At 59.5% G+C, this 13029-nt stretch carries 9 protein-coding genes; 2 read left to right on the top strand and 7 right to left on the bottom strand.

Annotated features, from left to right (window positions below):
• Positions 1–114: 114 nt before the first annotated feature.
• The 6 genes from AN189_RS06215 to AN189_RS06190 form a co-directional block, all read right to left on the bottom strand.
• Entirely contained in the window at positions 115–3114 is a 3000-nt protein-coding gene (locus tag AN189_RS06215; protein ID WP_056032713.1) for a type I restriction endonuclease subunit R, read from the bottom strand.
• 16 nt (positions 3115–3130) lie between these two features.
• Complete coding sequence (locus AN189_RS18730; RefSeq protein ID WP_083484272.1) at positions 3131–4045, bottom strand: HNH endonuclease signature motif containing protein; 915 nt, start codon at positions 4043–4045, stop codon at positions 3131–3133.
• Entirely contained in the window at positions 4042–5280 is a 1239-nt protein-coding gene (locus tag AN189_RS06205; protein ID WP_083484271.1) for a restriction endonuclease subunit S, read from the bottom strand. Before AN189_RS06205 ends, AN189_RS18730 begins: the two co-directional genes overlap by 4 nt.
• Positions 5280–7301 (bottom strand): class I SAM-dependent DNA methyltransferase, encoded by a 2022-nt coding sequence (locus tag AN189_RS06200; protein ID WP_083484270.1) that lies wholly within the window; start codon positions 7299–7301, stop codon positions 5280–5282. The genes AN189_RS06205 and AN189_RS06200 overlap by 1 nt, the downstream gene beginning before the upstream one ends.
• Positions 7298–7504 (bottom strand): hypothetical protein, encoded by a 207-nt coding sequence (locus AN189_RS18725; protein ID WP_083484269.1) that lies wholly within the window; start codon positions 7502–7504, stop codon positions 7298–7300. Before AN189_RS18725 ends, AN189_RS06200 begins: the two co-directional genes overlap by 4 nt.
• Before the next feature lie 245 nt (positions 7505–7749).
• A complete protein-coding gene (locus AN189_RS06190) occupies positions 7750–10017 on the bottom strand; it encodes an adenosylcobalamin-dependent ribonucleoside-diphosphate reductase (RefSeq protein WP_056032698.1) in 2268 nt (755 codons plus the stop codon).
• A gap of 147 nt (positions 10018–10164) precedes the next feature.
• On the opposite strand from AN189_RS06190, the gene AN189_RS06185 reads away from it, so the two are divergent.
• Entirely contained in the window at positions 10165–10596 is a 432-nt protein-coding gene (locus AN189_RS06185; protein ID WP_056032696.1) for a DUF1489 family protein, read from the top strand.
• Positions 10597–10665: 69 nt separating this feature from the next.
• Positions 10666–12225, top strand: coding sequence for an AMP-binding protein (locus tag AN189_RS06180; protein ID WP_056032693.1), 1560 nt, complete (start codon positions 10666–10668; stop codon positions 12223–12225).
• Positions 12226–12228: 3 nt separating this feature from the next.
• Here AN189_RS06180 and AN189_RS06175 read toward each other — a convergent pair whose 3' ends face one another.
• Positions 12229–12999, bottom strand: a complete 771-nt coding sequence (locus AN189_RS06175; protein ID WP_056032690.1) for a GH25 family lysozyme — start codon at positions 12997–12999, stop codon at positions 12229–12231.
• Between the last annotated feature and the right edge of the window lie 30 nt (positions 13000–13029).

Genomic DNA, 13029 nt, shown 5'->3' with positions numbered 1-13029 from the left:
GATATGTTTTGGCTGCACTGCGTATCCTTTAAAATCCAAAGCAATTCGTATGGAGTTTCAAGAGACAGACTGTCGGCCTCTAATCCTGATCTAATACAACTATGGTTTGCGCATTCAGGCCGCCCGCCCAGCACCCCGCACCGCCCGCTGGAACATAAGCCCCATCAGCATATCCCGCGCCTCCTGATCCTGCATGAACGCGTTGCGCATCGCGCCGTCGCGCTTGAATGCTGAGATCGCTCGCCGCATGAACTCGGCGTCAAACCGCGGCCGCACATCGCGCGGGTCATTGTTGCGCAGCATTTCGGCCCAGTCGTCATCGCCAAGGATGTCGTCGTTCACCGTCTCGAACCTGATGTAGTCTTCTTCCGAGAACTCGGTCCCGTGACGGGCATTGAAAGCCTGGATGATCTCCGTGAGGGTCTTGGACTCCTCTTCGGTATAGGGATTGGCCCCGAACCGATCGATCGGGCTCAGCGACTGAGCATCATCTTTCGACAGACTGGCATCCTGCGGATCGCCATCTTTCTGTAGGCGGTAGGCCGCCATCTCCAGCATGTCGTCGGTCACATCTTCCCCCTGCGGGGCCTGGCGCGTCGGCAGGATGCGCTTCAGCCACGATCCATAGACATGCAGCTTTTCGAGGCTCGTATCACCCAAGCGCACGACCTGCGCGATGAACGAGTAGAAACGCAGGAACGACGCCAGCACCTGCCTGAATTCCTCTTGGTCCTCCTCGCCAAGGTTCGTGCTGAAACGCGTCACCGCCTGGCGCACAATCCCTTCAAGAACGGGGCGCTCATCGACGCGTTTGGCTGCCGCCATGAACCGCTCCGTGAACCGGTCAATTTCAGCCTGATCCAGAACGCCGAACGCTTTCAGGCGGGCTTCCAAATTGTAGACTTGGTTCGGATCCGAGATGTCCTCGAGTGTCGTCACATTGTAGTAGGGCTTGAAGGCCGTCTGGATGTCTTCGATCGTATTGCGGAAATCCAGAATGTAAGTGCGCTCCTTGCTCGGATAGATCCGGTTCAGGCGCGCCAGCGTCTGCACCGCCTGCAGACCGCTCAGGCGGCGGTCGATATACATCGCCACCAGTTTGGGCTGATCGAAGCCGGTCTGGTATTTATCAGCCACGACGAGCACATTGTAGTCCCCGCTGTCGAACCTTTTGGGAAGTTCGGTTTCGCCAAAGCCGTTGATGCCCGGCTCCGTATAGCTTTGGCCGTCAACGGTCAGCTCACCGGAGAAGGCCACAAGGGCGCGCACGTCGGTATAGCCGTTATTTGCGATGTAGGTGCTGATGGCTTGGTGCGTGCGCATGGCATGCTCACGGCTTCCGGTCACCACCATGGCCTTACCCTGTCCTGAGATTTCAGGCAGAACATGCCGGCGGAAATGCTCGACAATCACTTCGGCCTTCTGGATCATGGCCGTCTCGTGAAAATCGATGAACCGGGCCACTTTGCGGGACGATTTGCGCTCCAGAAGCCGCGGATCTTCGTCGATCGCTTTTTCCAGCTTCGCATAGGATTGATAGGTCTGGTAGTTGCGCAGCACGTCGAGGATGAACCCCTCCTCGACCGCCTGACGCATCGAATAGAGGTGGAACGGCTCAGGGCCAGCTGGCCCTGTCCGGCCAAACCGCTCCATGGTCACGTTTTTCGGTGTCGCGGTGAACGCCAGATAGGACAGGTTGGCCTGCGGGCCACGCAGACGCTGCAGCTCCAGCAGGGCCTGTTCCGTGGCGTCGATCTCGGCTTCCTCGTCTGTCATGCCACCGTCGGCCAGCACACGGGCCATACTGTCAGCGTGCTTGCCAGACTGGGAGCTGTGCGCCTCGTCGACGATGATCGCGAACCGCTTTCCATCCTCATTGCGCAGCACGGAGAGCTGATCCGTGGCGAACTTGTGGATGGTGGAGATGATGATCTTCGCGCCACGTTCGATGGCGGCCTTGAGCTGCCGCGACGTGCCGTCGATGGCGGCGACGTAGCCCGCTGTGCGCGCGAAGGACTTTACCGTCTGCTGCAACTGGCGATCCAGGATCACCCGGTCGGTCACGATGATGACCGTATCGAATATATGGTTGTCCGCATCATCGTGCAGTGAGGCCAGATGATGGGCGGCCCAGGCGATTGTGTTTGACTTCCCGGATCCGGCGGAGTGCTGGAACAGGTAGTTCTGGCCGGCGCCGTTGGCTTTGGCATCCTGCACCAGCATGCGCACGGCATCGAGCTGTTGGAAGCGTGGCCAAATCGTGGTGCGCTTGACCTGACCACCCGGCTGCTCGACCTCATCGACCAGGACGAACGTGTTCAGGATGTCAAGAAAGACCTCGCGCGAGAAGACAGCCTTTCGCGCACCGATGTCCCGGTAGAGGTAGGCAATGCGGAATTCGTCCTCGACGTCCGGGTTGCCGGCACCGCCGTCACGGCCGCGGTTGAATGGCAAGAACCGCGTCTTGCCGTTGTTCAGCTGCGTCGTCATCGAGACGTTGTCCTGATCGAGCGCGAAATGCACCAAGGCGCCGCGCTTGAAGGTCAGCAACGGCTCTCCGTTCGGCGACCGGTCCTTGCGATACTGCTTTTCTGCCGTCTGGTAGGTCGATCCTGTCAGCGTGTTTTTCAGCTCGAGGGTTGCGATAGGCAACCCGTTGACGAAGAGCACCACGTCAATGGCGTTCTCGTTGCTCACCGCATAGCGCACCTGGCGCATGACCGTCAGCAGATTACCCTCATAGGCGCGCTGGCTCGCAGGGTTCAGGCCGGACGCTGGCTTGAAGGCGCAGAGCGCGATCTTGATGCCCGGCACGATGGTGATGCCCTGCTTGAGGACCTCGAGCGTGCCAACGGCCTTCAGGCGGGCTTCGACCTGGCGGGTCAGGGTTTCTCTCTCCTTGCCCGGATACTGGTCGCAGAGGCGCTTCCACGCGTGTGGCTGCGTGCTCTGCACGAATGCCATGATCATCTGGGGGTCGAGGGCAGTCCGACGGTCGAAGGCCGTGTAGGGGCGTTCCTGCCAGCCTTGGCGCGTGACCAGCTGGTCGACGAGGTAGATCTCGACGGCTTCTTCTGTATGGAGCTTTTCGCGGGAGATGGCGGGACTGGTCATATTTGTTACTCTCTTTTCAAGCGAGGCGCTTACGGAATTGCCTGAAATGGAAATCGAGCGGCCTGGGATGCAATTGATGCACCACTACTCGACCGCGAAGCTTACCGTAGGGACCGTCTGCAAGTTCGGGTGCGACGCAGATCGTCCCGTCGACTGGTCGGATCGACAGGAGGAATCGATCGAACAGCGCATGAACATCGCGGCGCAGCAGCAGGCTATTATCGGCGCGCTCAAATTGGGGATGTCCCGTATGAGGAACAACGTGGGCTGCCTCAAGTGCGTGCAGGACGGGCGTTCTCGTGAAGACGCATCGCCCACCGTGCCTGGCGATGGCCATCCTCCTGAACTGATCCTGATCTGGCCTTGTCCGCCGCAATACCAGGGCGGCTTTGATGGCGTCAGAACCTTCGTGCATTGCCGTAGCCCAAGGATCAGAGCTCAGAAGACTATCTGCTTGCGAAGCACGCTCTTCCGATGGCGCACTGCCAAACTCGGCAATGAGCGCATCAAGGATGGAACGTTCATCGTCCGAAACAACCCACAGGCGTGGCGATCGATCATCGTCGATCCGCTTGAGAACCTCCGACCTCGATTGCTGTCCATCAAGGCGGCGAAATCCGAAAGGGTTCTTCAGCAAAGAGACGTCGTTGAGTGAAATGGCCAGATCATCCCCGCGCGGCAGAACCGATTTTACCGTCGCCGTTGCAGTTAACCCCCGACCATCTCCCCAGTCTGGATGTTCGTGCGCCCAGATGTAGAGCATGTCACCTGCTTCAGGATCGGGCCCGCGCGCCTTGTCGGCGTAGGAGGAAGGCCTTGGGCCGGTCCACGGCATTATGATCGTGTCGTTGTCCCAGTCCCCGGCGCGCGGTTTTGAAATCCCGCTTTCAGGATGAAGCTTGCCATTCATCTGGAGGAGGAACGTCGTCAAGCACCCATCTCCTCTTCAATGGCGTCGAGGCGGCGATCGGCGGTGCCGGACTTGGCGTATGTCTGCACGTCGATCTGGCCAGTGACAGCGGCGGAGATCAGGGCGGCGCGGTATTCGCGGAGGCGGTCAATGGATGTTTGGATACTCCTATGAACCATACGATAGGTGCCAATTGATGCATCCAGTTCATTAACGATCTGGTCTTGCTCATTCAAAGACGGCAGCGGCGTGCGGAACGCCCGAATGTCAGGCATATAGATCGTCTGATGGGTGGATCCCATCATCAAGCGACGGAATTCCGGCTTCATAGCGCGAAGCACATAGTAGAGGAATTTCGGCCGGATTGTCGGCCCGCAGATCCAGCCTGCAAAATCCTGCGTCGTCGCCATAGGCTGCCCCATGATCGCCGCGAAGCCAACTGAAGCAGTTCTCGACAAAACAACCGTATTCTTTGGCAGCAGCCGCGCTGAGGAATTCGCCATACCGAATTCACTGATTTTCTCTGAAGTGTCATAGAGGTAGACATTCTCGCCACTTCTCAATTGCCACACATCTGCAAGTGACAGCCAAGGAATGACGCAGTCTTCCGGCACCCAGTAATCTGGCTCTTTTCTACTTGGCGTGTGGCCGGTCTCCTGACGGGCGACCATCGTGAACTTCGGCGCAAGCCATCCTTCAGGAATGTCGCCGATCCAATCCACGCCAGACCACACCTTGGGACCCGAATGCGAGCGTCCTGTCACTGCCGCGAGGAAAGAGGCCTCTTCTCGGGCCAAGATTAAGTCTCCGAATGTAGCCTTCTTCGCGATCAGCTCATCAATTCGTGCTGTTTCGCGGTCGAGGAAGGCGGCGATCCGTTTTTGGGTAGGGAGGTCAGGAATACGCACGACTCTGTTGAGAGCTTCGGTCCGTTCCAGTCCGGGCACCCCAGTGTCCCGTGTGTTCCGATCCAGCTCGAGAGAAAGCAGAAGGAAATATGAGAAACGCAAATCCCCTTTGCAGGTTCTTTCATCCACATAATATGCAGTGTCTATGCAGAAACTTGGCCTGCTTGCCCAAACAACTTTTCCATGCGAGCCCTTTCGGCCAACGATGATCGCTGGTCCGAGCGTATTTGCCTTCGAATGATTGCCCACAATGCCGTTTGAACCATAAACGGGCACCACTCCTTCTTCCCTTACATCAACGCTCAAGGCATCGCCATAAGTCATTTGTAGATAATGCTTTAGACGCATCACGCCACCACCTCTTTCAGCAGCCCGGCAATCTCCGCCTCCAGCGTCTTAAGCTCCGCATCGATCTCAGCCAGCGGCCGCGGCGGCACATACTGGTAGAAATACCGGTTGAAGTTGATCTCATACCCCACGCGACCGACTTCACCGTCGCGCGGATCTATGTGCGAAACGTCCACCCAAGCATCTGGCACGAAAGGCATGACCTCACGTTCGACATATGCCTCCCAATCCTCATCCAGCGGCACAAGTTCGTGGTCGCGCAGCTTGGGGTCCGCTACAATCCTGCCTCGCGCATCACGCTGAACTTCGCCCTCTTCACTTGGAACCTCGGCACTTGAAACGATCAAAGCGACAAGTTTAGCGTCAAAGTCCCTGCCATCTGCTTCCAGACAAAGCCGAATATGTTGCGCGAACTGCTCCCGGCTGGAGAACTCCACATCATTGCATTTGTCGTAGAGCGTATCGGTAATGCGATTTTGCTGCTCAAGATCGTATTTCTGGAATACTTTGGAAGCTTCCAGTGCTTTGCGCTGATCCGAACTCCCACGAAAAATGACTCGCTTGGGTCGCTCCACCCGGATCTCGCGATACCCAAAATCGGTTGTCTTGAAGATCTTCGACACGTCGCCGTAACCGGCATCGCCGTTCAGATACTCGCCGTAGATCCGCACAATCTCCGCCCGGGCATCATCGCTGATCTGCCGCCGCTTCGATCCCAGCGACTTGCGCATGGATTGCCAGAACCGCGCGCTGCTGGCGTCAATCAGCTGCACCTTGCCACGGCGCGCCGCAACTTTCCGGTTCGTGAGGATCCAGATGTAGGTCTGGATGCCGGTGTTATAAAAGATGTCCGTTGGCAGCGCGATGATCGCCTCCACCAAATCGTCTTCCATCAGCCAGCGGCGAATTTCGCTCTCGCCCGACCCGGCACCGCCAGTGAAAAGCGGCGAGCCATTCATGACGATTCCGATGCGAGAGCCATTCTCGTCGTGGCGCATTTTTGAGATCATGTGCTGCAGAAAGAGGAACTGACCGTCCGAAATCCGAGGTAGCCCGCCGGCAAACCGCCCCTCGTCGCCTTGTTCTTCGCGCTCTTGGCGGATGACGTCGGCATATTTCTTCCAGTCGACCCCGTAGGGCGGGTTCGACAGCATGTAGTGGAATGTCTCGTTCGGATGAGCGTCTTGCGTCAGCGTGTTGCCGTAGGCGATACGCGATGCATCGTGGCCCTTCACCAGCATGTCCGACTTGCAGATCGCGTAGGACTCGCCGTTCAGCTCCTGGCCGAACAGATCGACATTCAGGCCGGGGTTGAGCTCTTTCATGGCCTCTTCCGCCACTGACAGCATGCCGCCCGTTCCGCAGGCCGGGTCATAGACGCGCCTGATGATCTGCTTGCCTGACAAGGCATCGTCGTCATTTGCCAACAGCAGATCGACTAGCAGGCGCACGACTTCCCGCGGGGTGAAGTGCTCACCAGCCGTCTCGTTCGACATTTCCGAGAAACGGCGGATCAGCTCCTCGAAAAGGTAGCCCATTTCGAGGTTGGACACCTCGTCGGGGTGGATCGACAGCTGAGCGAAGCGGTCGAAGACCAGCCAAAGAGATCCCTTGTCGTCGAGGTCTTTCAGAATCTCGGTGAACTTGAACTTCTCAATGAAGATGTCGCGCACGTTGGGGCTGAAGCCGGTCAGGTAGTCCACAAGGTTCGTGCGCAGCTGTGCCGCGTCCTGCTGACGCAGACTGGCAAACGTGAACTGGCTCTGGTTGTAGATCTGCCCGCCGGCCTGTGCTGCATCCGTGAGAATGGTCATCCGCATCTGGTCGTCCATTTCATCCGGCAGGTCTGCCGCCGCATCGAGAACGTCCTGCTTTGTGGATTCCAACAGGAGATCAAGACGCCGCAAGATCGTGAAGGGCAGGATGATCTTGCCATATTCGGACTGCTTGAAATCACCACGCAGAAGATTGGCGATAGCCTCAATGAAGGAGGCGTGTGTGTTGATGGTCTCGCGGCTCATGCCTGATCTCCAGATTCATCTTTTGGACCCAGCCCTGAAGCGTCATCCTGATTTTCGAGATGATTTCTCAAAAGCGCCGCCGCCATACGAAAGCCGTCAACCTGGCTCATGCGATGACGCACGCAGAGTTCCTTAAAAGCCCACCGCTCATCTTCGGTGATCTTCAGGTTGAGGTTGGCCAGTTTGGTGGTCGGCTCTGTCAAAATATCATCCTATCCTCCATGAAAGATACAGCTTTGCAGGATGGAAGAAAGAACGAAATCGTCTAAAAGCGACTTTTTTTGCGGATACTGCAACGAAAAACGCCACCCCTCAGGGTGGCGTTTCATCTTCCAAAAATTCTTCAGCGTTTTCAACGGCTGGCAAAATTAGACCAGCAAAGTGGCAGCCGATTAATGCGAAATGGCAGAGAAAAGCCGCCATTTACATTCACATCACCGGTCCACGGCTAGCCGCACTTTGAAAACCCGCAGCTGGCGCAGGTCATGCAACCCTCCACCATGCGCAGCTCGTAGCTGCCGCAGCTGGAACAGGCCTTGCCGCGGGGGGCGTCGGACAGGTTGATCACATCGGCCTGCGGGTCGCTTTTCAGACCTTGGCCTTCGCCCGTCAGAAATCCGGTCGCGATCATGTGACGCTCGATCACACCGCCGATGGCGGCGAGAATGCTGGGGACGTACTTGCCTTTGACCCAGGCGCCGCCACGCGGATCGAACACGGCCTTCAGCTCTTCGACCACGAAAGTCACGTCGCCGCCACGGCGGAACACGGCAGAGATCATGCGCGTCAGCGCAACCGTCCAGGCAAAATGTTCCATGTTCTTGGAGTTGATGAACACCTCGAACGGGCGGCGGTGACCTGCGATCACCAGATCATTTACCGTGATGTAAATCGCGTGCTCGCTGTCGGGCCATTTCAGCTTGTAGGTCGCGCCTTCCAGCTCTGTCGGGCGGTCCAGCGGTTCGGTCATGTAGACGACCTCGGCGGTTTCGCCGTCGGTCTGAACCTGCACCGGCTTGTCCTCTGACACGCTCAGCACCGAACCCGTGACCGCGTTGGGGCGGTAGGTGGTGCAACCTTTGCAGCCCTGATCCCAGGCCGCCATATAGACGTCCTTGAAATCATCAAAGCTGATGTCCTCGGGGCAATTGATCGTCTTGGAAATCGAGCTGTCGATCCACTTTTGTGCGGCGGCTTGCATACGGACGTGGTCCAGCGGGGCCAGCGTCTGTGCGTTGACGAAATAATCGGGCAGCGGGGCGTCGCCCTTGAGTTCGCGCCACATCTGCACGGCGTAATCCACGACCTCTTCTTCGGTCTTGGTGCCGTCCTTTTGCAGAACCTTGCGGGTGTAGGCATAGGCGAAGACCGGTTCGATCCCCGAGCTGACGTTCCCCGCGTACAGGCTGATTGTGCCTGTGGGCGCGATGGACGTCAGGAGCGCGTTGCGGATGCCGTGGGTGCGAATCGCATCGCGCACATCGTCGTCCATGTCCTGCATGGCCCCCGACGCAAGAAAGGCATCGGCGTCGAACAGCGGGAACGCGCCTTTTTCCTTGGCCAATTCCACCGACGCCAGATAGGCGGCGCGGGCGATCGCGTGCATCCAGCGGTCGGTCTGACGCGCCGCCTCCTCAGAGCCATAGCGCAGGCCGACCATCAGCAGCGCATCGGCCAGACCCGTCACACCCAGACCGATGCGGCGTTTCGCCTGCGCCTCCTGGCGCTGTGCCTCCAGCGGGAATTGGCTGGCATCCACGACGTTGTCCATCATCCGCACGGCGGTCGCGACCAGATCGGTCAGTGCCGCCTCGTCGAGTGCTGCCGCATCGCCAAAGGGATCAGAGACCATGCGCGCCATGTTGATCGACCCCAGCAGGCAAGCGCCGTAGGGCGGCAACGGCTGTTCACCGCAGGGGTTCGTCGCGGCAATGGTTTCGCAATAGTTCAGGTTGTTGGCCGCATTGATGCGGTCGATGAAAATGACACCCGGTTCCGCCACCTCGTAGGTGGATTTCATGATCGCGTTCCAAAGGTCGCGCGCCTTGACGGTGCGGTAGACCTCGCCTTTGAACACCAGATCCCAGTCGGTGTCGGCCTTGACCGCATCCATGAAGGGATCGGTAATCAGCACGGACATGTTGAACATCCGCAGGCGTGCGGCGTCGTGTTTCGCGGTGATGAAATCCTCGACGTCGGGGTGGTCGCAGCGCATCGTGGCCATCATCGCGCCACGCCGCGACCCGGCGGACATGATCGTCCGGCACATGGCGTCCCAGACGTCCATGAACGACAACGGCCCGGATGCGTCGGCGGCCACACCGTGCACGGTCGCCCCCTTGGGCCGGATGGTCGAGAAATCATAGCCGATCCCACCACCCTGCTGCATGGTCAGTGCGGCCTCTTTTAGCATGTCGAAAATGCCGCCCATGCTGTCGGGCACGGTGCCCATGACGAAACAGTTGAACAACGTCACCGCGCGCGCGGTTCCCGCACCGGCGGTGATGCGTCCTGCGGGCAGATATTTGAAATCCGCCAACGCGTTGTAAAACCGGTCCTCCCAGACCTTTGGCTCTTTTTCCACAACGGCCAGCGCGCCCGCGATACGGGCCCATGTATCCTCGACGGTTTCGTCGATGGGGGTGCCGTCTGCTGCCTTGAAACGATACTTCATGTCCCAGATCTGCTCTGCAATCGGGGCTGTGAAACGGGTCATGACGAATCCTTTGAGGTGTGGTGAAGGTGTGCAGGAATAGGTCCCGCGGCGGGCGTGGTCAATTGAAACACCGGTCACCGACCCTACCTGTTCGTCAGGTAAAGAATCGGTTAAACCGGATCTGCATACTACATCTGGGGTGACACATTGGGCAACCACGTAAATCTGGTAAAGCTGTCGGTCGGCACTGAATCCATCGAGAACATGCTTGATTGGCAACGCCTGCGGTCCCAACAGGTCCGGGACGGACGATATTACCACGTGACCCGCATGTGGCCCAAGCGCGAAACGGAACTGCTGAACGGTGGGTCGATCTATTGGGTCATCAAGGGCGTGATCCTGTGCCGCCAGCCGATCATGGACTTGCGCGAAATCATCGGCCAGGACGGCGTGCGCCGTTGCGGGCTGGTGCTTGAACCCGATGTCATCCGCGTTGCCGCTACCCCGAAAAAGGCGTTCCAGGGATGGCGCTACCTGTCCCCCGCCGATGCGCCGCCCGATCTGGCCGAGGGCCGTCAGGCCGAAGAACCGCTGCCCCCCGAACTCTCCAAGGCGCTGGCCGATATCGGCGTCAGATAACCTTGCGTCAGCACAGGTGACAGGCCGCCCCGAGCCGTGCGACGATTTGCGCGAATTGGGAGGTTCACCATGCATATCTATCCGAACAAATTCGATGACGTGCCGCTGCGGGACGTGTCGATCACACAGGCGATCTTTGCCGGGCTGGAAAACCGCAGGTCAGAGGTCGTCCTGACCGATGGACCGACCGGGCGCGCCCTGACGGCGGGCGATGTGATCGACCAGATCCGTGCGCTGGCGGGTGGTCTGCGCGCGCATGGTTTCGGCCCCGGCAAGACGCTGGCACTGATGGCGCCGAACATGCCCGAATACTGCGTCATGTTTCATGCTGCGGCCTATGCCGGTGGCACCGTCACGACGATCAACCCGACCTATACTGCGGCAGAGGTGCGCCATCAGCTGAACGACAGCCGCGCCGATCTGCTGGTCACGGTCGCGATGTTCGCGGACACGGCCAAGGAGGCCGCAGTCGACACCGGCGTGACCGCAATCTACAGCATCGGTGATGCCGTGGGACTGCCCCCCATCACCGATCTGACAGGCGACCCGCTGGCCGATCAGGTGCCCGTCGATCTGGACCGGCATACGGTCGTGCTGCCCTATTCGTCGGGAACAACCGGCCTGCCCAAGGGCGTGATGCTGTCGCATCGCAACCTGGTCGTGAACGTGGATCAGATCATCCACGGCGCGGATTTCAGCCCGGGCGAGGTCGCAGCCGGTTTTCTGCCGTTCTTCCACATCTACGGCATGACCGTATTGATGAACGTCCACCTCGCCGGTGGCGGTGCGCTGGTGACCATGCCGCGGTTCGATCTGGAAATGTTTCTGCGTATCTCGCAGGATCACAAGGCAAGGCGCATGTGGGTCGTGCCCCCCGTGGCGCTGGCACTGGCCAAACACCCGATGGTTGCCGATTTCGACCTGTCCAGCGTCCAGCAGACCTTTTGCGGGGCGGCACCGCTGGGGGCCGATCTGTCCAATACCGTGGGTCAGCGCCTGCAATGCGTCAGCCTGCAGGGCTACGGCATGACCGAATTGTCACCGGTCAGCCATCTGTGTCCGATTGATGACGCAAAACCCGGATCATCGGGCATCGCGGCCCCCAACGTGCAATGCCGCATCGTGGATTCCGAAACCGGGCAGGACGTCGCACCGGGGGCCGAGGGCGAATTGTGGATCAAGGGCCCCAACGTGATGCAGGGCTATCTGAACAACGCAAAGGCCACGGCGGACACCATCGTCGCGGATGGCTGGCTGCGCACCGGCGACATCAGCCGGATCGACGCGGACGGCCATATGTTTGTCGTGGATCGGCTCAAGGAGCTGATCAAGTACAAGGGATTTCAGGTCGCCCCGGCAGAGCTGGAGGCCGCGATCATCGCGCTGGACGGGATCACCGATGTGGCCGTCATCGGCATCCCCGATCCAGAGGCGGGCGAATTGCCGATGGCCTTTGTGGTCGGCGGCGACAATGCCCCTGACGATGACGCGATCCGCGCGCATCTGGCCGCAAACCTGTCGTCCTACAAGCAGGTGCACCGCATCGACCGTGTCACGGAAATCCCCAAGAGCGCGTCGGGCAAGATCCTGCGCCGTTTCCTGCGCGACCGCATTCAGGCAGCGGGCTGAGGCTCACTCGATCCAGCGGTTCCAATCCGCCAATGACCCGGCAAAGGCATTGATATCCACCGGACGTGCCACCCCCGGCACGATCCCGGTGGATGTGTACTGCCAGAACGACCAGCCCTCGCCCGGATAGGTGGTGGCAGGGTGCGCGGCCACCGAGCGCAACCAGAACTGGGTGCGGGGCAATGCCCCCAGCCCCGCGTCGCGGTAGATATCAGGTGCGGTGTAAACCAGTGGACGCCGACCGTAGTGGCGTTCGATGATATCCATAAAGACTTGCGCCTCGGCCCGGACGGTAGCTCCGTCGGGCCTGCGCCGACAGGTCCGCGACCCGTGATTCCATTCCAGATCCAACACATGCGGCAGCGCGTCCCGGTCACGCGGCACATTCGCGATGAACCATGCCGCCTGTTCCTGCGGCGACCGGCAAAAATAGTAGAAATGATAGGCCCCGTAGCGCACGCCCGCCACCTTGGCCCCGTTGCGGTGGGCCGCGAACATCGGATCGACCAGATCACCGCCCTCGGTCGCCTTGATATAGACGAAACGGATGCCCGCCGCCCGCGCGGCACGCCAGTCGATGGCCGTCTGATAGCGCGACACGTCCAGACCGTGCACCGGGTAAAACGCAGGCTGTGTGCCGATGGCGGGATGCGGATCGGCATCGGCAAATCGTGGATTGACGGGCGCATCTTTCAGCCCAGCGCCACCGGTGCCGCCACAAGCGACCAGGCCCGCACATATCAACGAAAGAGACAAAACGCGCAAAGCTGCCATGACACCATCCCAAGAGGTATCAGGCGACTG

The organism is Loktanella sp. 3ANDIMAR09, from assembly GCF_001420005.1.
Taxonomy (GTDB): Bacteria; Pseudomonadota; Alphaproteobacteria; order Rhodobacterales; family Rhodobacteraceae; genus Loktanella.
This window is presented reverse-complemented; position numbering and strand designations above follow the sequence as displayed.

Bases quoted from the DNA above. Each gene is read 5' to 3' on its own strand.
- AN189_RS06175 (WP_056032690.1), bottom strand. From the start codon at position 12,999: ATGGCAGCTTTGCGCGTTTTGTCTCTTTCGTTGATATGTGCGGGCCTG.
- AN189_RS06215 (WP_056032713.1), bottom strand. From the start codon at position 3,114: ATGACCAGTCCCGCCATCTCCCGCGAAAAGCTCCATACAGAAGAAGCC.
- AN189_RS06205 (WP_083484271.1), bottom strand. From the start codon at position 5,280: ATGCGTCTAAAGCATTATCTACAAATGACTTATGGCGATGCCTTGAGC.
- AN189_RS06200 (WP_083484270.1), bottom strand. From the start codon at position 7,301: ATGAGCCGCGAGACCATCAACACACACGCCTCCTTCATTGAGGCTATC.
- AN189_RS06190 (WP_056032698.1), bottom strand. From the start codon at position 10,017: ATGACCCGTTTCACAGCCCCGATTGCAGAGCAGATCTGGGACATGAAG.
- AN189_RS06180 (WP_056032693.1), top strand. From the start codon at position 10,666: ATGCATATCTATCCGAACAAATTCGATGACGTGCCGCTGCGGGACGTG.